We start from the raw sequence: 20,532 nt of genomic DNA, 5'->3' as shown, positions 1-20,532 counted from the left end.
CTCACTCGGCCTCAGCGGTGACGGCGGCCTCGGCGGTGACGGCGGTCTCGGGGGTGACAGCGGTCTCGGGGGTGACAGCGGCGTCGGCACCGGAACCCTCGGCCGCCTCGAGGGCGCCGAGCAACTGGGGCACGATGAGGTTCACATCGCCGCACCCGAGGGTGACCACGAAGTCGCCGGGCCGGGCGATGCTCGCCGTGAAGTCGGCGGCGCTCTGCCAGTCGTCGATATAGGCCACCTTGGCGGGGTCGGCGAAGCGCTCCGACACGAGGGCGCCCGTGACCCCCTCGATCGGGTCCTCCCGCGCGCCGCACACCTCGAGCACCACGGTGAAGTCGGCCACGCGCTCGAGCGTCTCGGCGAACTGACCGGCCATGAGCTGGGTGCGGCTGTACAGGTGCGGCTGGTGCACGGCGATGATGCGCCCCTCCCCCACGACCGTGCGCGCCGCGGTGAGCGCGGCGTCGACCTCGGTGGGGTGATGGGCGTAGTCGTCGTAGACGCTCACGCCGCCGACGGTGCCGTGCAGCTCGAACCGCCGGCCGGTGCCCCCGAACGCACCCACCGCGGTGAGCGCCGCATCCGGAGCGAACCCCAGCCCCACGAGCACGGCCATCGCGCCGGCCGCGTTGACGGCGTTGTGCCGCCCGGGCACCCGCAGCACGCCGGTGTAGTCGACGCCCTGGTAGGAGACGACGAAGCGCACGGGCCCGTCGGTCTCGATGGAGTGCACGCGGAAGTCGGCGTCGTCGGCCTCGCCGAAGGTGAGCACGCGCGGGTGCGACACCCGCGACGACACGCGGAGGGCGCCCGCGTCGTCGGAGGAGACCACCACGAACTCCGACGCGGCGTCGGCGAAGCGCACGAACGCCTCTTCCACCGCTTCCACCGAGCCGTAGTGGTCGAGGTGGTCGGGGTCGACGTTGGTGATGAGCGCGACCGCGGTGTCGTAGAGCAGGAAGGAGCCGTCGGACTCGTCGGCCTCGAGCACGAACAGCTCACCGTCGCCGAAGGCCGAACTGGTGCCGAGCTCGGAGATCACACCGCCGTTGACGAAGCTGGGCCGGCTCGCCTCGTCGGTGAGTTCGAGCAGCGCCGTCACCACCATGCCTGTCGAGGTGGTCTTGCCGTGCGCGCCGGCCACCGCCACGACGCGCTTGCGGTTGGCGAGCCAGGCGAGTGCCTGCGAGCGGTGCAGCACCGTGAGCCCCTTCTCCTTCGCGAGGAGGTACTCGGGGTTGTCGGGCCAGAGCGCGCTCGTGACCACCAGGGTGTCGGCGTCGCCGACGTGAGCGGCATCGTGGCCGACCGCGACGGGGATGCCGAGGGCGCGGAGCTTGCCCGCGGTCTTCGAATCGCTGCGGTCGGAGCCGGTGACGGTGAGGCCGGCGGCGTGGAACAGCCGGGCGATGCCGCTCATGCCCGACCCGCCGATGCCCACGAAGTGCACCGCACCGAGGTTCTCGGGGATGGTCAGATCGAGGTCGGGCTTGATCACGGACTCACGCTTTCTTCGGGTGCTCAGGATGCCGGCGACGGCCGCGCATCCGACACCACGTTACGCTCCCCCGGCTGGCGATCGGCTCAGCGCGCGCCGGGGAGTGCGCGCTGCACGAGGTCGGAGAGACGGGCGGAGGCGTCGGGGATGCCGGCGGCGCGCGAGGCGACGGCCATGCGGGCCACGCGATCGCGGTCGGCGAGCAGCGGCAGCAGGGTGCCGTCCACGTAACCGGGGACGAACTCGGCGTCGGCCACGAGCACCGCACCGCCCGCGTTCACGAGGTCGAGCGCGTTGAAGCGCTGCTCGCCGTTGCCGACCGGGTAGGGCACGAGCACGGAGGGCACGCCGACCACGGCGAGCTCCGACACGGTCGACCCTCCGGCCCGCGAGACCGCGAAGTCGGCGGCGGCGAGCGCGAGCTCCATGCGGTCGCAGTAGTTCATGAACACGTAGCCGGGCAGCCCGGGGTCGGCGACCTCGGCGCGGGCACCTGCGATGTGCAGTACGTTCCAGCCGGTGTCGACGAGCGCCTGGGCGCGGGCGTGCACGGTGGCGTTGATTCGCCGGGCACCGAGCGAGCCACCGGTCACGAGCAGGGTGGGGCGGTCGGGGTCGAGCCCGAACAGCTCGCGCCCCTTCACGGCCGCCGTCGCGCGGCGCGCGGGGTCGGCGAGCTCCGTCACCTCGGAACGCAACGGCATGCCCACCAGGGTCTGGTGCGGCAGCGTGGTCGAGGCGAAGGTCACGCCCACCCAGGGCGAGTAGCGGGCCCCGAGCCAGTTGGCGAGCCCGGGCTTGGCGTTGCCCTCGTGGATGACGAAGGGTACCTTCGCCCGCCGGGCACCGAGGTAGCCGGGCGCCGAAGCGTAGCCGCCGAAGCCGACCACCACGTCGATCGAGCGGTCGGCGATGAGCGCCGCCACCTCGGCGACCGTGCGACGGAAGGCCCGCGGGAAGCGCAATGCCGCCCCGTTCGGGCGACGCGGGAACGGCAGTTTCGGGATGGTGACGAGCTCGTAGCCGCGCTCGGGCACGAGACGCGCCTCGAGTCCCTCCGCGGTGCCCAGCACCACGATCTCGGCCTCGGGGTCACGGCGGCGCAGCTCGTCGGCCGTCGCGACGAGCGGGTTCACGTGGCCGGCGGTGCCACCGCCGGCGAGCAGGTAGGCGGTCACGCGCGCGACTCCCGGCGCAGCGCACCCGTCGGCCGCCCCGAGTTCTCCCGCGCGATCGCGAGGACGATCTGCACCGTCACGATCGCACCCCCGAGGCCTTGGGCGTCGCCGAGTTCTCCCGCGCGATCGCGAGGACTATGCCGATGGCGGCCAGCGTGGTGAGCAGTGCGGATCCCCCCGACGAGATGAGCGGCAGCGGCACCCCGAGCACGGGCAGCAGCCCCACCACCACGGCGATGTTCACGAACGCCTGCCCGATCAGCCACACCATCACGGCCCCGGTCGCGACCTTCGAGAACATGTCGTCGGTCGAGCGGATGATGCGCACGAACGCGATCGCCAGCGCCACGAACAGCGCCAGCACCACGATCGCGCCCACGAGACCGAGCTCCTCACCGATGATGGCGAAGATGTAGTCGTTGTCGGCGGCCGGCAGCCACGACCACTTGGCCCGGGAGTTGCCGAGCCCCACCCCGAAGATGCCGCCGCCCGCCAGCGCCCACTCGCCGTGCTGAGCCTGCCAGTCGGAGCCCTCGTAATCGCTTCCGCCGCCGTTGAAGAAGTTCAGGATGCGCCCGGTGCGGCTCTCGCTCGAGAACGCCACCGCCACCGCGATGACCGCGCCTGCCAGCAGCGGCAGCACGAGCATCCTGAGCTTGATGCCTGCGTAGAACAGCGCGCCGAACACCAGGCCCGCCATGATCATCACCGTGCCGAGGTCGCCGCCGAGCAGCACCAGCGCGATCGCGCCGCCGGCCACCGGAAGCACCGGGATGACGACGTGGCCGAAACGGCCGAGCAGCTGCTCCTTCTTGGCGAGGATCGAGCCCATCCAGATGACCAGGGCGAGCTTCACCAACTCGGAGGGCTGGAAGTTGAAGCTGCCGATGCCGATCCAGTTGAGGTTGCCGCCCACCTCGATGCCGAGCGGGGTGAACACGAGCAGCTGCACGCCCACGGCCACGAAGATGGCCACCCAGGCCCAGCGCTTGAAGAACCGGATGGGCAGCCTCGAGATGACGAGCATGAGCGGGATGCCGATGAGGGCGAACATCCCCTGCTTCCAGAACAGGCCGAAGAAGCCCTGGCGGCCCAGGTAGGAGTCGATCGACGAGGAAGAGAGCACCATGACGAGCCCGAGCAGCACCAGGAACAGGGTGGTGCCGAGCAGCAGGAAGTAGTTGCCCGACTCGGCCGTGAAGACGTGACCGAGCGAGATGCGGGCCGAGCGGGGGCCGGAGGTTGCCGTGGAGCCCGCGCCGAACCTAGGGAGCGTGCGGGAGGGGGTCGTCACCGTCAATGCCTCCCAGGTGGCTGCGCACCGCGGCCGCGAAGCGGTCGCCGCGGTCGCCGTAGTCTCGGAACTGGTCCATCGACGCCGCCGCCGGTGCCAGCAGCACGGTGTCTCCGGGCGCGGCCACCCCGGCCGCCAGAGCGACCGCCGCGGCCATCACGTCTTCAGTCTCATCGTGCAGCACCTCGAACAGCGGCAGCCCGGGCGCGTGTCGCCGGATGGAGTCGAGCACCTCGGCGCGGTCGACCCCGATCACGACGGCGGCGCGCACCCGCGAGGTGTCGCCAGCCACCGCGTCGCGCACGAGAGGGTCGATGTCGACGCCTTTGAGCAGACCGCCGACCACCCACACGATCGACGGATAGGAGGCCAGCGACGCCGCCGCGGCGTGCGGGTTGGTGGCCTTGGAGTCGTCGACCCAGGCCACGCCGGCGGCCTCCGCCACGAGCTCGATGCGGTGGTGGTCGAGCTCGAACCCGGCCAGCGCGGCACGGACGGCCTCGATCGAGGCACCGTAGCTGCGCGCGAGCGCCGCGGCGGCGAGCACGTCGGCGACCGTGTGCGGTGCGCCGAGCCCGCGCGCGGCGAGCTCGTCGACGGTCGCGATCTCGAGCGCGGAGTGGTGCCGGTCGTCGTGGAACGCGCGGTCGACGAGGATGCCCTCCACTACCCCCAGGTCGCTCGGCCCCGGCACGCCGAGCCCGAAGCCGATGGCGCGGGCACCCTCCACCACGTCGGCCTCCTCGACCATGCGCATGGTGAGGGGGTCGCCGATGTTGTAGACGCAGGCGTGTCGCGTGTTCGTGTACACCCGGGCCTTCGCGGCGGCGTAGGCCTCGAACGAGCCGTGCCAGTCGAGGTGGTCATCGGCCACGTTGAGCACGACGCTCGAGAACGGCGACATGCTCGAGGTCGAATGCAACTGGTAGCTGGAGAGCTCCACCACGAGCGCGTCGAAGCCCTCGGGGTCGCGGATCGCGTCGAGCACGGGCACGCCGATGTTGCCGCACGGCGCCACCCGGTGCCCCGCGGCACGCAGCATGTGCGCGGTGAGCTGCACGGTCGTGGTCTTGCCGTTCGTTCCGGTCACGGCGATCCAGTCGGCGGGCAGGCCTGTCTCGGGGTGCACCACCTTGTCACGCAGCCGCCAGGCCAGCTCCACGTCGCCCCACACCGGGATGCCCGCCTCGGCGGCCCAGACCAGCAGCGCGTCGTCGGGGTGGTAACCGGGTGAGGCGACCACGAGTTCGGGGGCGAACGCGGTCAGCTCGCCGGGCACCGAACCGGAGGGGGCCAGCACCAGGCGCGCGCCGATGACCGGCACGAGGTCGGCGTACTCCTTCGAAGCCGCAGCGGCCACGACGAGCACCTCCGCACGCAGCTCGGTGAGCGTGTCGGCCACCGAGAACCCGGTCATGCCGAGGCCGAGCACCGCCACGCGCAGACCCGACCAGTCGGCGTTCCAGCTGGTGAGACCGTCGAGCCTGGAGGCCTCGCTGCCGATCGTGCCCATCTCACTCACCGCGAGAGCCACTCGAGGTAGAACGACCCCACGGCCCCGGCCACGAACAGTCCCGCGATGATCCAGAACCGCACGACGATGGTGACCTCGGCCCAGCCCTTCATCTCGAAGTGGTGGTGCAGCGGGCTGGCCCGCCAGATGCGTTTGCCCTTGGTGAGCTTGAAGTAGGTCAGCTGCACCGCCACCTGGCCGGCCACGATCACGAAGATGCCGCCGATGAGGATGAGCAGCAGCTCGGTGCGGGCGAGGATCGCGAGCGCGGCGAGGGCGCCGCCGAGGGCGAGCGAGCCGGTGTCGCCGAGGAAGATCTTGGCGGGGTTGGTGTTCCACCACAGGAAGCCGATGAGCGCTCCCACCACCGTGGCCGCGACCACGGCGAGGTCGAGCGGGTCGCGCACGTCGTAGCACTTGTCGGCCACGTCGAGGTCGAGCGAGCCGTTGGCGCACGACTGGTTGAACTGCCAGAAGCCGATGATGACGAACGAGCCGATGGCCAGGATGCTCGAACCGGGCGCCAGCCCGTCGAGCCCGTCGGTGAGGTTCACCCCGTTCGAGGTGGCCATCACCATGAAGCAGATCCAGATGACGAAGGCGATGGTGCCGAGCACCACGCCCCAGGAGAGGAAGTCGAAGGGCAGGTCGCGGATGAACGAGATCTGCGTCGAGGCCGGCGTCTCGCCCTGCGCGTTCGGGAACTGGATCGCCAGCAGCGCGAACACCACGCCGACGATCACCTGACCGGTGATCTTCGCCCACGGGGTGAGACCGAGGCTGCGCTCCTTGTGCACCTTGAGGAAGTCATCGATGAAGCCCACCACGCCGAGCCCCGTCATGAGAAACAGCACGAGCAGGCCCGAGATCGACGGCAGCTCCTGCGTCAGCAGCGCCGACACGAAGTAGCCGAAGAGCACGGCCAGGATGATGACGATGCCGCCCATGGTGGGCGTGCCCCGCTTGACGTGGTGAGCATCCGGGGTGTCGACGTTGATGAACTGCCCCCAGGCGAACCGCTTGAACAGGCGGATGAAGACCGGGGTGAGGAAGAGCGAGAACGCCAGCGAGAGCGAGGCCGAGGCGAGCAGGGTGATCACGGGAGCACCTCCGTCGTGGAATTCGCCTGGGCGATGCGGTCGCCCAGGAAGCGCAGGCCGGCCGAGTTCGACGACTTCACCAGGATGAGCTCGCCGGGCAGGGTGTCGGCGGCGATGAGATCGAACGCCTCGTCGGCCGTCTCGACGAACACCGCCTCCCCGCCCCAGGAGCCCTCGTGCTCGGCGGCGAGGTGGATGGCGCGCGCGCCCTCCCCCACCACCACCAGGCGGTGGATGTTGTAGCGCACCACGAGGCGGCCGATGCGGTCGTGCTCCTCGGTGGCGTACGGCCCGAGCTCGCTCATCTCGCCGAGCACGGCGGTGGTGCGCTGGCCGGGCGCCGCGATGATGGCGACCGTCTGCAGGGCGGCGGCCATGGAGTCGGGGCTGGCGTTGTAGGCGTCGTTGATGACGGTCACGCCGTCGGCGCCGCCCATCACCTCCATGCGCCAGCGCTCGGCGCGCACCACGGTCTCGAGAGCCTCGACGATGTCGTCGATGCCGACGCCGAGCTCGAAGGCGGCGGCCGCGGCGGCCAGCGCGTTCATCACGTGGTGCTGGCCGAGCACCGCGAAGCGCACCGGCCGCGACGAGCCGTCGGGCAGATGCAGCACGAACGAGGTGCCGCGCGCCGTGACGTCGACGTCGGTGGCGCGGACCGCCGCGGCGTCGGAGAGGCCGAACCACACCACCCGCGCGGCGGTCTTCTCGGCCATGCCGGCCACGCGCGTGTCGTCGAGGTTGAGCACGGCCACGTCGCCGGGCTCGAGGTCTTGCACCATCTCGGTCTTCGTGGCGAGCGTGGTCTCGATGCCGCCGAACTCGCCCGCGTGGGCGAGACCGACCTTGAGCACCACGCCGATGTCGGGCTTGGCCATCCTGATCAGCCGCGTGATCTCGCCCTTGCCGCTCGCGCCCATCTCGGCCACGAGGTAGCGACTGCTGGCGGTGAGCTTGAGCATGGTGAGCGGCGCGCCCACCTCGTTGTTGAACGAGTCGCGCGGGGCGACCGTCTCGCCCTGCCGCTCGAGGATGGCGCGCAGCAGGTTCTTCGTGGTCGTCTTGCCGTTCGAACCGGTGATGCCCACGATCTTCAGCTCGCCGAGCGCGCGTACCCGCCGCACCACCTCGGTGGCGAAGAAGCCGAGCGCGAGCACCGAGTCGGGCACGACCACCTGGGCCACGGCGACGTCGAAGGGGTGCTCCACCACGACGAGCACGGCACCGGAGGCGACCGCGGGCTCCACGAAGCGGTGACCGTCGTCGAACTCGCCGCGCTTGGCCACGAACACGTCACCGACGCCGATGAGGCGCGAGTCGGTGTCGACGGTGCCGTTCACGATCGTGTCGGGCGAGAATCCGGCGGCCACGGCCGCGTCGGTGAGTACGAGTTCGCCCTGGAGGGCCTCGGCGATCTCGGCGAGAGTGAGGTCGAGCATGTCGTCAGAGCCATCCGTGTTCGTGCAGGGCGCTTCGCGCGTCGTCGCGGGCGGAGTACGGGATGCGCTCCCCCGCGACCTCGTGATAGTCCTCGTGGCCAGGGCCCGCGTAGAGGATCACGTCGCCCTCGCCGGCCAGGCCGAGAGCGGCGCGGAAGGCCGCCTTGGGGTCGGGCACCTCGAGGATCTCGCGGTCGGGCACCGCGGCGCGCGCTCCGCGCAGGAGGGCCGCGCGGATCGCGGCCGGGTCTTCGTAGCGGGGATGGAAGTCGGTGATGACCACCGCATCCGCCCCTCTCGCCGCGATGGCGCCCATCTCCTCGCGCTTGGAGGGGTCGCGGTCGCCGTCGGCGCCGAAGAGCATGATGATGCGGCCGTCGGTGACGCGCCGGATCGAGCGCAGGGTCGAGATGAAGGCGTCGGGGCTGTGCCCGTAGTCGATGTAGACCACGGGGCCGCGGTCGCCGGAGACCTTCTCGGCCCGGCCCGGGATGTAGACGTCGATGCCCGCCACGAAGTCGTCGTCCTCGATCTCCTCGCCGTCGTCGTCGTGGGCGAGGTTGAGGGCGTGGGCGATCGCGTCGAGGTCGAAACCCGACTCCACGAGCATCACGATGGCGAGCGCGGCGTTGGCGGCCATGTAGTCGCCGAGCAGGGGCACACTGGTGGAGAGCTCGCGGTGGTCGGGGCCGCGGAGGGTGAAGAAGGTGCGGTCGGGCTGCTCCTCGTCGACGGTGAGCAGCCACTCGGCGTCGCCCTCAGGGTCGACCGAGATGGTGGTGAGCGGGATGCGCGACTCCTGGGCCAGGCGGGTGCCCCACTCCCCGTCGACGATCACCACGCCGCGGCGCGCGCGATCGGGCTGGAACAGCTCGCGCTTGGCCTCGAAGTAGACCTCCATGGTCTCGTAGTCGTCGAGGTGGTCGTGGGTGAGGTTGGTGAAGCCCACCACGTCGAAGACGATGCCGTCGACCCGGTGCTGCGTGATGGCCTGCGCCGAGACCTCGAGCACCACGGAGCGCACGTCGGCCTCGCGCATCCTGGCCAGCATGGCGTGGATCTCGGTGGCCTCGGGGGTGGTGAGCTTGGCCACGATGGTCTCGTCGCCGATGCGGCGCTCGGCGGTGGTGCTGAGGCCGGCCACGATGCCGAGCTGGCGGAGGATCGCCTCGAGCAGGTAGGCCACGCTGGTCTTGCCGTTGGTGCCGGTGACGCCGAACAGGGTCGGCGGCTCCTCGCGGGTGCGGTAGATCCACGCGGCCACCTCGCCGAGGGCGAGCCGCGGCTCAGGGGTGATGAGCACCGGCAGGCCCGACTCGAGGGCGAGCTCGACGCCCTCCTCGTCGGTGAGCACCGCCACCGCGCCCGACTCCGCCGCCGCCGTCGCGAACGACGCGCCGTGGAACCGGCGGCCCTTCAGCGCGGCATAGAGGTCGCCCGGCTGCACGTCTTTCGACGAGAGGGTGATGCCCGAGACCACGTCGGAGACGGCGGGGCCCTCGGTGTCGAACCCGAACTCCTCCACCAGGTGCGGCAGCGATCGTTCGATCGGATGCTCGGGTCGCAGTGCCGTCGAACCCCGATCAGCCACTGGTCTCCTTGGTGTCCTGGAATGATGCTCGGTCGGTCATCAATACGTCGTCTGCAGGTCGGGCCCCGGAACCGTGGAGGGGAGAACGCGGTTCTCCTTCAGCACCTGCGACATGATCTCCTGGAAGACCGGAGCCGCGGCCAGAGCCGACTCAATGGTAACGGGCTTGGCGATGGTGACCGAAACGACGTACTGCGGGTCCTCCGCGGGGGCGAGCCCGGCCACCGAGGTGATGTAGCTCGAACCGTAGGCGCCGGAGCCGTCGCTCATCTGCGCCGTACCGGTCTTCGCCGCCACCCGGTAGCCCGGGATCTCGAGGCTGGTCTTGGCGTAACCACCGGTGACGACGGTCTCGAGCATGTTCACCACGTCGGTCGACACGGTCGACGGCACGATCTGCTCGCCCGTCGCATCCGGAACCTCGGTCATCGTGCCGTCGGCGGCCTGGCAGCCTTCGACGAGCTGCACCGGCAGGCGCACGCCGCCGTTGCCGAGGGTCTGGTAGAGGCTCGCGATCTGGATGGCCGTGGTCGAGATGCCCTGACCGAAGGTGGTGGTCATGTTCGTCTGGTCGTCCCACTCGTCCCAGGGCGAGAGGATGCCGCCCGACTCGGCGGGGAAGCCCACCTCGCTGGGGCTGGTCATGTGGAACTTCTCGATGTAGTCGTAGCGCTGCTCGGAGCTGAGCAGCTCGCCGAGCATCGCGGTACCCGTGTTCGACGACTCCTGCATCACGCCGGCGAAGGTGAGCCGCAGCGGGCCGTCGTGGTAGGAGCTGTCGCGCGTGGAGGCGCCGTTCGCGTCGGTGTAGATGTAGGGCGCCTCGACCTGGGTGGCCACGGTGGCGGCGCCGGCGTCGAGAACGGAGGCGGCGGTGAGGGCCTTGAAGGTGGAGCCGGGCTCGAACGGGGCCTGGAAGGCGATCGAGCCGCGATCGGCATCGGCTGTGGCGTCGACGTCGTTGGGATCGACGCTCGGGTAGTCGGCCACGGCGAGCAGCTTGCCGGTCTTCACCTCCTGCACCACCACGGTGCCCCAGTCGGCGCCGGTCTCCTGGATGCGCGCGAGCAGCGCCTGCTGCGAGAACCACTGCAGGTCGCTGTCGAGCGTGAGCACCACCGTGCCGCCCTGCTCCGCCTCGACGGTGGTCTCGGTGGTGCCGGGGATCGCGACGCCGTCGCCGCTCAGCTCGGAGGTCTCGACGCCGTCCTTGCCGGTGAGGCAGGTGTTCTCGATCTGCTCGACGCCCGCGACGCCCTCGCCCTCGTCGTCCATGAAGCCCACCACGCTGCCGGCGACCGCACCGTTCGGGTAGCTGCGCTGCTGGTTCGAGCTGTAGTAGAGCCACCAGATGCCGAGGTCGCGGATGGCGCGGAAGGTGTCGACGTCGACGTTGCGGGCCACGTAGGCGAAGTTCGAGGTGGGGTCGGCCGTGAGCAGCCCGTAGATCTCGTCGGAGGACGTGCCGAGGATGGTGGCGATCTCGGCCGCCGCCTGCTGCGGCGTGACCGTCGTCTCGGTGCCGTCGGCCGCCGTGCGCTCGATGTCGCTCACCGACTTCGGCGAGGCGGTGATGTCGTAGCGCAGCACGGTCGTGGCGAGCACGGTGCCGTCGTTGTCGACGATGTCGCCGCGCAGGCCGTCGATCGCCACCTGGTTGGAGAGCTTGTCGAACGACTCCGCGTTGAGCGTGTCGGCCTGCACCACCTGGATGGAGACCAGCCGCACGATGAACACGGCCACCACCGCCACCACCGCGAGAACGGCCACGGCGGTGCGGCGGCGGATGCGGCGGTCGATTGCGGCGCCCTGAGGTGCTGTCACAGGAACGACCGGTCAGTGCGTGGTGGGCGAGGGCAGTGCACCCTGCCACGGTACGTCGGTCGACTGCGCGGGGACGGTAGGCGCGCTCGGCGTGGCCGCGGCGGGGTCGGCGGATGCCGTACTCGCGCCATCGGCGGTCGCGGTCGCCGCGGCCGGGGTGAGCAGGGAGTTCGGGATGAGCTGGCCTCCCGAGACCGCCGAGCCCGCCGCCGGGGAGGGTGTGCCGAGCACTGCTCCGTCGGAGAGACGGAGGTAGGCGGGGGTGCCACCGGCCACCATGCCGAGCGTTTCCGCGCTCGTCGCGAGGTTCTGCGGTGAGGAGAGGGCGTCGAAGCGCTCCGTGAGGGTCTGGTTGGTGCGGTCGAGCTCGCGCTGCTGCTGCTGCAGCGAGGCGATCTCGTAGGCGCCGTCGGAGAGACCGACGCTCAGAAGCAGCTGGGTGATGACGATGGCGAGCACGCCGGTCACCACCACGATCGCGTAGGCGATCTTCGGGCGGGCCCGGCGCTGGCTGCGGCTGGGCGCGATCTGGATCCACGGGGCGCGGCGGCGGCGCGAATCGGAGTCGGGGCTTCCGTCGGGGGCGGAGACTCCCGCGAGATCGAGCTCGAGGTCGGAGTCGATCTCGGGGTCGATGGCGGGTGCCGCGCTGCTGAACGCACCACTCGGGCGCAGCATGTGGGCGGTGGCGAGGTTGCTCATGCGACCCTCCTCAGTCGTTCGGCGGTGCGCACAAGCATTCGCGAGGTGGCCAGGTTGCTCATGCGACCCTCCTCAGTCGTTCGGCGGCGCGCATCCGTACGGGGATGGCCCGTGGGTTACGGGCTCGTTCTTCGTCTCCGGCGAGTTCGGCACCGCGCACCAGGAGCTTGAGCTCGGGCCGGTGCTCGGGCAGCTCGACCGGAAGGCCCGCCGGCGCTGTCGACACCGAGCGGCGCTGCAGTTCGCGCTTGACGATGCGGTCTTCGAGCGACTGGAACGACAGCACCACGATCCGGCCGCCCACGGCAAGAGCGTCGATGGCCTTGGGCAGCGCCCTCTCGAGCACCGAGAGCTCGGCGTTCACCTCGATGCGCAGCGCCTGGAACACCCGCTTGGCGGGGTGACCCGCGTTCATGAGCTTCGCCGGAGTGGCCGTCTGGAGGATGTCGACCAGCTGGCCCGAGCGCAGGATGGGGGTCTCGTCACGGGCCTGCACGATGAATCGGGCGTAGCGGTCGGCGAGCTTCTCCTCGCCGTAGTCGCGGAAGATGCGGCGGAGCTCTGCCTCGGGGTAGCTCGCGATGATCTGGGCCGCGGTGAGCTCGGCCGTGTCGTCCATGCGCATGTCGAGTGGCGCATCCTGCGAGTACGAGAACCCACGCTCGACCCGGTCGAGCTGCATCGACGAGACACCGAGGTCGAAGAGCACGCCGTCGACCTCGTCGATGCCGAGGCCGTCGAGTGCGTCGTCGATCTCGTCGTAGACGCAGTGCACGAGGTCGGTGCGGGCGGAGAAACGCTCGAGGCGACGGCCGGCCAGTTCGAGGGCGTTGGGGTCGCGGTCGAGGCCCACGAGGTGGAGTTCGGGGAACGCCTCGAGGAAGGCCTCGGAGTGGCCGCCGAGGCCGAGGGTGCAGTCGACCAGCACGGCGCCGGGGCGACCGAGCGCGGGGGCGAGCAGTTCGAGGGTGCGTTCGAGCAGCACCGAGGCGTGGATGCCCGAGATGGGAGCGCTGCTGTCGGAGTTCGTGAGGTCGTCGGTCATGGTGGTCCTGGCCGCTGGTGGTTCCTGGTTCGTCGTCCCTGATCCCCATCCATTCCGACCTGGCTCCGGGGAAGTGAGTCAGGGCGCCCGACCTGGCCGCGGGGAAGTCGGTCAGGGCGGTGAACGGCTGGGAGTCACGGATGACGACTCAGAAGAGGCCGGGGATCACCTCCTCGTCGGTCTCGGAGAAGGCCGCCTCCTGGGCGGCGAGGTAGCTGTTCCACGCCTCGGCGTCCCAGATCTCGGCACGGCTGCCCGCGCCGATCACGACGAGGTCGCGGTCGAGCTTGGCGTAGCTGCGGAGCGCCGCCGGAACGGTGACGCGGTGCTGCTTGTCGGGGGTCTCCATGCTCGCTCCCGAGAGAAATACGCGCAGGTAGTCACGAGCCTGCTTGCTCGTGACGGGGGCCTGCCGGATCTTCTCGTGCAGCTCTTCGAACTCGCGGGTGGAGAACACGTAGATGCAGTTCTCCTGGCCCCGGGTCATGACCACACCGCCCGCGAGCTCGTCGCGGAACTTGGCCGGGAGGATGATGCGCCCCTTCTCGTCGAGTCGAGGAGCGTACGTGCCAAGGAACATCTCCCTCCCCTCTCGATCACTTTCCTCCACTTTACTCCACTACCCACCACCAGACAATGAATTTCGACGCCGAGTCGTCGAATCATGCCTCGAGATCGTTGAAATCACAGGGATCCCGCTGGTGGAGGGAAATGGAGGCCCGGGGAGCGTGCCGGGGTTCTTCGGGCACAAAAAAAGACCGACCCGAAGGTCGGTCTTGATCTGGTGGCTCCGAGTGGAGCCCGGTGGAGGAGTCTGGGACTACTGGCGGCGGCTACTCCCTGCGGCTACTCGCGCTCGTCGTCCCGGCGGTCCCACCGGTCGCTCATGCGATCCATGAAGCCGGCACTCGACGCCTTGCCGCTGGACGAGCCGTTCGAGGTGTGCCCTGCGCCGGGAGCGGCCGTCGCTCGCGCGGAGTTCGAGGCGGCACGGCCGCGCGTGCGCCGGAGGGCCAGCAGCACGCCGCCGAACATGGCCACGAAGCCCACGATGCCCACGACGGGCTGGCGGAGCACCACGCCGGTGATGACGACCCCGAGACCCAGGATGCCCACGAGGATGCCGAGCACGAGCGCACCGTAGTTCAGACGGCCACGCCCGCCCCCCACCGCCGAGACGAAGTCGGCGTCGTTGTGGTAGAGGCTGCGCTCCATCTCATCGAGGAGTCGCTGTTCTTGCTCCGAGAGCGGCATCTTCTTCACCTCAGGTTCTGGACCGGCGCCTTACAGGCCGGCGCTGGGTCAATGCTGATTGTAGTGCGCGGAGTCTGGCTAGGCTAGGCGGGTGATGGAAAGCCGGCGCCTGGTCGAACTGGTCGACGCCCGCTTGGCCGATCTCCTCGCTTCGCGCGACACCATTGTGCGTCGCATCGCTCCCGAGCTCGGTCCGTTCGCGAGGTACTCGCGGGATCTTCTCAGCGGTGGCAAGAGGTTCCGCGCGCAGTTCTGCTACTGGGGCTGGCGCGCCGTCGGCACCCCCGCCACGGAGGCCGCGCCACCTCGTGACGCCGAGCTCGCCGACCTGGTCGACCTCGCCGCCGGGCTCGAGCTCTTCCACGCCGCCGCCCTCGTGCACGACGACATCATCGACCACTCCGACACCCGCCGCGGCATGCCCGCGGTGCACCGCCGTTTCGAGGCCCTGCACGGCGAGGAGGGCTGGCGCGGCGACGCGGGCGGCTTCGGCGAGGGATCCGCGATCCTCCTCGGCGACCTGCTGCTGGCGTGGAGCGACGAGATCCTCTCGCACGCCATCCTCGGCGCCCCCTCGCTCGACACCCATCTGGCCGCCCGCGCCGCCATCGACACCATGCGTACCGAGGTCACGCTCGGTCAGTACCTCGACCTGCTCGAGGAGCGCGCCTGGGCCACGGTCGACCCCGCCGAGTCGCTCGCGCGAGCGGAACGGGTGATCGTCTACAAGTCGGCCAAGTACAGCGTGGAGGCCCCGCTCGTCATCGGCGCCTCGTTGCGTGGCGCGACCGACGACCAGCTCGCGTCGCTCCGTCGCTTCGGCCTGCCGCTCGGCATCGCCTTCCAGTTGCGCGACGACGTGCTTGGCGTGTTCGGCGACGCCGCGCGCACGGGCAAGCCGAGCGGCGACGACCTGCGTGAGGGCAAGCGCACCGTGCTGGTGTCACTCACCCGCTCGCGGCTCGATCCGTCGTCGCGCCGGCTCTTCGACGAACTGCTCGGAGACCCCGAGCTCGACGAGGGCCAGATCCGGATGCTGCAGGAGACGCTCCGGCAGACGGGTGCGCTCGACGAGGTGGAGCGGATGATCGCCGACCGCATGCGCGAGGCTCTGGGCGAACTGGCCGATGCACCCCTCGGCGACACGGCGAAGGCGGAGCTCGCGAGCCTCGCCCGCCGCATCACCCAGCGCGAGGCGTGACCCGCGCTACCCTTCGCATCCGGGGCCCTCACACCGGGTGACCCGCGCACCCGGCGACTCGCTCATCCGGTGACCCGGGCATCCGTATGGCGTCGCTCAGAACGCGAGGGCCTGGGCGACCCGGCGCACCTCGGTCTTGCGGCCTGCACGCAGAGCGTCGATGGGGGCGGCGTCGAGCGTGTCGTTCGGTTCGATCAGCCACTCCACGATCTCGTCGTCGCTGAAGCGGTTGTCGGCGAGCAGGATCACCGTGCCGCGAAGCTCGGTGAGCGGCTCGCCGTCGCGGAGGAACGAGGCGGGAACACTCAGCACCCCGTCGCGCCGAACGGCGACCAGATGCCGGTCTTCGATGAGGCGGCGGACGCGGCTCGGAGTGAGGTCGAGCCTTTCGGCGAGTTCGGGAACAGTCAGCCATTCGATGGCAGGCAGATCGGTCACCCCTCCAGAGTGCCACAGGCAGCGACCCGATGAACGGGCGAGTGCATAACGAGGCGGTGTCGATGCCGCCAAGTGCACGGGTCGCTCTCTAGACTCGTAGGCGTGACCAGCGCGCCCCCCGACCCCATGATCGGACGTCTCATCGACGGCCGATACCGGGTCACCTCGCGCATCGCCCGCGGCGGCATGGCCACGGTCTACATCGCGATGGACCTGCGGCTCGAGCGCCAGGTGGCGATCAAGATCATGCACGGCCACCTCGCCGACGACGCGGTCTTCAAGGAGCGTTTCGTGCAGGAGGCCCGTTCGGCGGCCCGGCTCGCGCATCCGAACGTCGTCAACGTCTTCGACCAGGGGCAGGACAGCGACATGGCCTACCTGGTCATGGAGTACCTCCCGGGCGTGACGCTGCGCGACCTGCTCAAGGAGCGTCGCAGCCTCACCACCGAGCAGACCATCGACGTCATGGACGCCGTGCTTGGCGGGCTCGCCGCCGCCCACAAGGCGGGCATCGTGCACCGCGACCTCAAGCCCGAGAACGTGCTCATGGCCGACGACGGCCGCATCAAGATCAGCGACTTCGGGCTCGCCCGCGCGGTGTCGGCCAATACGGCCACCGGGCAGGCGCTGCTCGGCACCATCGCCTACCTCTCCCCCGAGCTGCTCACGCGCGGCACCGCGGATGCGCGCAGCGACATCTACGCCGCCGGCATCATGATGTACGAGATGCTCGTGGGCGCGCAGCCCTACGTGGGCGAGCAGCCGATGGCCATCGCGTTCCAGCACGCCAACGACCAGATGCCCACGCCGAGCGCGGCGAACGCGTCGGTGCCCGAGCAGCTCGACGATCTCGTGCTCTGGGCCACCGCGAAAGACCCGGCCGACCGCCCGACGGATGCGCGCGAGATGCTCGACCGCCTGCGCGACGCCGAGGCCGAGATCGTGAGCACCCGGCCCTCCGCGACCACCGGGCGCACCGCGGTCATCCCGGCCGCCGGTTTCGACGCCGAGCTCGACAACGCGCAGACGCAGGTGCTCGAGTCGCGGCGGCGCACGAGCGCGATGACGACGGTGCTGAACCCGAACCCGCCGGGCACGGGGCAGCCGGGTGGGCCGGGCGTTGCCGGCTCGGGTTCGGGCGCTGCCGGGTCGCCTCCACCCGCATCCGAGGGCCCGTTCGGACCGTTCGGGGGCACGGGCGACACCACGGCGTTCTCGACGAAGCTCGCGCCGCCGGCCGGCGGCGTCAAGCAGGCCTCCGCCAAGTCGAAGGTCGTGACGAAGGCCGCCAAGCGCCGACGCCGTGGGTTCTGGATCGCGGCGATCATCGTCGTGGTCGCGGCCCTCGTGGGCGGTGCCGGGTGGTACTTCGGGGCGGGCCCCGGCGCCTACACGACCGTGCCGACCGTCGCGGGTGCGGCACCGGCCGAAGCCGAGGCGACCCTGCAGGGAGTCGGCTTCACCACACGACAGGTGCCGACACCGAGCCTCGACGTGGCCGCCGGCACGGTGATCGGGACCGATCCCCCCGGAGAGAGCTCGGCGCCGAACGGATCGGCGATCGATGTGCTCGTGTCGACCGGCCCGGCGATGAAGGCCGTGCCCGAGGGCCTGGCGGGCATGGACGAAGCGACTGCGAAGGCCACGCTCGAGGCCGTGCCGTTCGCGGTCACCGACAGTCAGCGGCGCTTCGACGACGGCGTCGCCGCAGGCATCGTGATGGCCGCGCTGGGGTCGGACGGCAATCTCCTCGGCACGGAGTACCCCGAGATGCAGCCGGTCACCCTCGTGGTGTCGATGGGCGCGGTGCCCGATGTGGTCGGCCAGACCCTCGAGGAGGCGGTCGCCACCCTGCAGGGCGTCGAGCTCGTCGGCGCGGAGGGTGCCCACGAGTTCAACGACGACATCCCCGAGGGGCAGGTGTACGAGGCGGTGCGCACCACCGACCCGGTGCACCCCGGTGACACCATCACGCTCAACATCTCGCGCGGGCCGGAGCCGGTCGCCATTCCGAGCGTCGTCGGCCTCACCTGGGACGAGGCGAAGCCCCAGCTCGAAGCCGCCGGCTTCTCCCTCAGCTACCCCCCGATCGGCGACATCCCGGGCACGGGCGGCCTCCTCAAAGTCACCGCCCTCTCTCCCGACGGCGGCACCTCCGCGCCGCGCGGCTCCACCATCTCGGTCAGCCTCGGCCTCTGACCCGCAGCACACCGAGACGTCGCGCGTTCAGGGGCGCAGGTAGCCGTTCAGTTCGGAGAGCACGGAGTCTGCGACTGTGTTCGGGCCGCCGAGCACGACTATGCGGAGCGGCTTGAAGGTGCGGAGCACGTTCTTGGTGGCATCGGGGATGGTGTTCTTTGTCACCAACAGCACCGGGGCGTACTCGTTCACCGCGGCAGCACTCGCGGAGAGAGCATCGGGATAGTTCTCGCCCGACGCGATGTAGACGATCCCACTGGTGGAGCCGAACTCCGGCAGGAGAGCCGACGCGACGGTGTACCGGTCGCTTCCCGCGATTCGCCGAGTCGGCGCCACAGCACCCAGCTTCGTCACCACCGTCTCGGAGACCGAGTTCACACCGCCGAGCACCAGGATCTCGCTCGCCTCGAGTCTCGAGATCTCGTCGAGGGTCGCTCGGCTGATGCTGTCGCGCTGGGTCAGCAGCACGGGCGCTCCTCCGTTGCCGGCGAGAGCCGCTCCCGCCAGTGCGTCGGGGTAGTTCTCTCCCGAGGTCAAGATCACCCGCTGCCCGATCACGGTGACGTCTCGATCCCATGACTTCGACACCTCGACCGACGTCGCGTACCGGTCTGCACCGGCCGCGCGCACCACCTCCGTCGCGTAACCCGCCAGTCGGGTGACGACCACCTCGTCGATGGAGTTGACCCCACCCAGCACGACGATGCGATACGGCTTGAGCCGTGCGAGCTCGGCGATGACCGGGTCGGGTATCGAACTCCTGCGCGTGAGCAGGACGGGGCCGCTCTGACCACCCGCCATCGCCCCGCCGGAGAGCGCATCGGCGTATCCCTCGCCCGACGCCAGGTAGACGACAGGCACGTGCGGAGGGAACACGCGAGCTGAGACCGCCGCCGAGACCTCGTATCGATCAGCTCCCCCGACGCGCTCGACCGTGCGCGCCGAGTGCTGGCGGGAGGCGTAGATCTGCTGGCCCGTCACCCCGGGCACGAGGTTCCCGGCGGAGGCCTGGAAGAGGACGACGCTCGCGTCGCGATCGACCGAGAGCCCAGCGGGCTCGTGGTCGGCGAGCACCCCGGCCGAGCCGCGCGAAGCGATGCGGAAACTGAAGGCCCACCTGTCGCCCACGTACACCTGCGGGCTCCCGTCGGAGCCGGCCACGAGCTGTGTGGCGGTCGACACGAAGGCGATGTGGAAGCCGTCGGCACCCAGGACGGGGGCGTACGACTCGCCGTCGCCCGCAGTCTTGCGGTGAGGTGTCAGGCTCACGAGATCGGGGAAGGGGTCCCGCATCTCCCGGACATAGACCTGCCGCTTGCCGTTCACCGGCCGCCAGCTGATGTCGGTCGACGAGCTCACGAAGGCGATCGTGCCGCCGTCCGCCGAGATGCTCGGGGAGGTCGACGACCCGTTCCCGAACCCGCTCACGTTCTCCGCCCCGAAGGAACTACTGAACCGGAACACTTCGGACAGACGGGACGACCGCCCCCCGACCTCCAGATCGGTCGCCGTGAACGCCGTGAACGTTCCGTCTCGCGAGATCGACGGCTCAGACGCTCCGCCCACACTCGCAGTACCCGTATCGCTCATGCTGATGAGCTCGGCCGTAGCGGTTCCGAGTTCGAGGCGGTAGACCTGCGACTTGTTGTACGTGGGGATACTCGCGAGGTTCGTGGCCGCGGTCGCGAACGCGATCGTGCGGCCGTCGCCTGAGAGATCGAGTTCCATGACAGGTTCGTCGGGCGTGAGAGCCCTGGTGGCCTCGGTGATCGTGCCCGTGTCTCGCCGCCAGACGAGCACGGAGCGTTCCCACGGCGTGCCGGTGGATGCAAGGTTGCTCGCTCGCGACAAGAAGGCGACGACCGTGCCGTCGTCGGAGATCGTCGGCAGGGTGGACGCTACATTCCCCGCCTCTGAGCCGTCGGCACTCGTCGAGATCATCCGCACCGACCCAGTCGCCGTGTCGCGGAGGTAAATCTGACTCTCTCCCCGGGTCACCGGTGAGGCGACCAAGTTGGTCGAGGTCGAGGAGAACACCTGGAACCGCCCGTCGGGCGTGATGTCCGCCTGCATGGAGTCACCGTCGCCCCCGCGACCGGGGTCATCGCGGGGCGTGCTCACGACCTGGATCGGCTGCGCAGACGCGAGGATCTCGCCGCCGACCGCCGCGCGTGGCGCCGCGAGCATTCCGCCGAGAGCAACCGCGACCGATACGATCGCGCACACAAGCTTCCTCATCTTTGAGACTCCATCATG

The 20,532-nt window shown here is 70.2% G+C and carries 16 protein-coding genes; 2 read left to right on the top strand and 14 right to left on the bottom strand.

Annotated elements, in window-relative coordinates; genetic code table 11:
- Window position 1: 1 nt before the first annotated feature.
- From murC to N1031_RS11925, 12 genes are all read right to left on the bottom strand, one after another.
- Window positions 2-1,498, bottom strand: coding sequence for a UDP-N-acetylmuramate--L-alanine ligase (gene murC, locus N1031_RS11980; RefSeq protein WP_259479862.1), 1,497 nt, complete (start codon window positions 1,496-1,498; stop codon window positions 2-4).
- Between the two features lie 86 nt (window positions 1,499-1,584).
- Window positions 1,585-2,676 (bottom strand): UDP-N-acetylglucosamine--N-acetylmuramyl-(pentapeptide) pyrophosphoryl-undecaprenol N-acetylglucosamine transferase, encoded by a 1,092-nt coding sequence (locus N1031_RS11975; RefSeq protein WP_259479861.1) that lies wholly within the window; start codon window positions 2,674-2,676, stop codon window positions 1,585-1,587.
- Between the two features lie 76 nt (window positions 2,677-2,752).
- Window positions 2,753-3,970 carry a putative lipid II flippase FtsW gene (gene ftsW / locus N1031_RS11970; RefSeq protein WP_259479860.1) on the bottom strand — a complete coding sequence of 406 codons (1,218 nt, stop codon included), beginning with the start codon at window positions 3,968-3,970 and terminating at the stop codon, window positions 2,753-2,755.
- Window positions 3,942-5,483, bottom strand: coding sequence for a UDP-N-acetylmuramoyl-L-alanine--D-glutamate ligase (gene murD / locus N1031_RS11965; protein WP_259479897.1), 1,542 nt, complete (start codon window positions 5,481-5,483; stop codon window positions 3,942-3,944). Before murD ends, ftsW begins: the two co-directional genes overlap by 29 nt.
- A gap of 5 nt (window positions 5,484-5,488) precedes the next feature.
- Window positions 5,489-6,583 carry a phospho-N-acetylmuramoyl-pentapeptide-transferase gene (gene mraY, locus N1031_RS11960; RefSeq protein ID WP_259479859.1) on the bottom strand — a complete coding sequence of 365 codons (1,095 nt, stop codon included), beginning with the start codon at window positions 6,581-6,583 and terminating at the stop codon, window positions 5,489-5,491.
- Entirely contained in the window at window positions 6,580-8,022 is a 1,443-nt protein-coding gene (locus N1031_RS11955; RefSeq protein WP_259479858.1) for a UDP-N-acetylmuramoyl-tripeptide--D-alanyl-D-alanine ligase, read from the bottom strand. The genes mraY and N1031_RS11955 overlap by 4 nt, the downstream gene beginning before the upstream one ends.
- A 4-nt stretch (window positions 8,023-8,026) precedes the next feature.
- A complete protein-coding gene (locus tag N1031_RS11950; RefSeq protein WP_259479857.1) occupies window positions 8,027-9,613 on the bottom strand; it encodes a Mur ligase family protein in 1,587 nt (528 codons plus the stop codon).
- A 39-nt stretch (window positions 9,614-9,652) separates the two neighbouring features.
- Entirely contained in the window at window positions 9,653-11,437 is a 1,785-nt protein-coding gene (locus N1031_RS11945; protein WP_259479856.1) for a peptidoglycan D,D-transpeptidase FtsI family protein, read from the bottom strand.
- Window positions 11,438-11,449: 12 nt separating this feature from the next.
- Window positions 11,450-12,139 carry a cell division protein FtsL gene (gene ftsL / locus N1031_RS11940; RefSeq protein WP_259479855.1) on the bottom strand — a complete coding sequence of 230 codons (690 nt, stop codon included), beginning with the start codon at window positions 12,137-12,139 and terminating at the stop codon, window positions 11,450-11,452.
- Window positions 12,140-12,197: 58 nt separating this feature from the next.
- The gene (gene rsmH / locus N1031_RS11935) at window positions 12,198-13,184 is read right to left on the bottom strand and encodes a 16S rRNA (cytosine(1402)-N(4))-methyltransferase RsmH (protein WP_259479854.1); all 987 of its coding nucleotides are present in this window, start codon (window positions 13,182-13,184) and stop codon (window positions 12,198-12,200) included.
- A gap of 148 nt (window positions 13,185-13,332) precedes the next feature.
- Window positions 13,333-13,764: a division/cell wall cluster transcriptional repressor MraZ gene (gene mraZ / locus N1031_RS11930; RefSeq protein ID WP_259479853.1), complete on the bottom strand. Its 432-nt coding sequence runs from the start codon at window positions 13,762-13,764 to the stop codon at window positions 13,333-13,335.
- Window positions 13,765-14,030: 266 nt separating this feature from the next.
- Window positions 14,031-14,438 (bottom strand): SCO2097 family morphological protein, encoded by a 408-nt coding sequence (locus N1031_RS11925; RefSeq protein WP_259479896.1) that lies wholly within the window; start codon window positions 14,436-14,438, stop codon window positions 14,031-14,033.
- A 91-nt stretch (window positions 14,439-14,529) separates the two neighbouring features.
- On the opposite strand from N1031_RS11925, the gene N1031_RS11920 reads away from it, so the two are divergent.
- The gene (locus N1031_RS11920) at window positions 14,530-15,639 is read left to right on the top strand and encodes a polyprenyl synthetase family protein (RefSeq protein ID WP_375163637.1); all 1,110 of its coding nucleotides are present in this window, start codon (window positions 14,530-14,532) and stop codon (window positions 15,637-15,639) included.
- A 96-nt stretch (window positions 15,640-15,735) separates the two neighbouring features.
- Here the strand turns inward: N1031_RS11920 and N1031_RS11915 are convergent, their stop codons facing one another.
- Window positions 15,736-16,077: an Rv2175c family DNA-binding protein gene (locus N1031_RS11915; RefSeq protein ID WP_259479852.1), complete on the bottom strand. Its 342-nt coding sequence runs from the start codon at window positions 16,075-16,077 to the stop codon at window positions 15,736-15,738.
- A 126-nt stretch (window positions 16,078-16,203) separates the two neighbouring features.
- Between N1031_RS11915 and pknB the strand changes: the two genes are divergently transcribed.
- Window positions 16,204-18,276, top strand: coding sequence for a Stk1 family PASTA domain-containing Ser/Thr kinase (gene pknB / locus N1031_RS11910; protein ID WP_375163638.1), 2,073 nt, complete (start codon window positions 16,204-16,206; stop codon window positions 18,274-18,276).
- A 27-nt stretch (window positions 18,277-18,303) separates the two neighbouring features.
- Here the strand turns inward: pknB and N1031_RS11905 are convergent, their stop codons facing one another.
- On the bottom strand, window positions 18,304-20,514 hold the full coding sequence (locus N1031_RS11905) for a cell wall-binding repeat-containing protein (RefSeq protein ID WP_259479850.1): 2,211 nt from the start codon (window positions 20,512-20,514) through the stop codon (window positions 18,304-18,306).
- Between the last annotated feature and the right edge of the window lie 18 nt (window positions 20,515-20,532).

This window comes from Herbiconiux moechotypicola (assembly GCF_024979255.1).
Taxonomy (GTDB): domain Bacteria; phylum Actinomycetota; class Actinomycetes; order Actinomycetales; family Microbacteriaceae; genus Herbiconiux; species Herbiconiux moechotypicola.
Note: the sequence above shows the minus strand (reverse complement) of the source record. Positions and strands in the feature narration are given on the sequence as shown.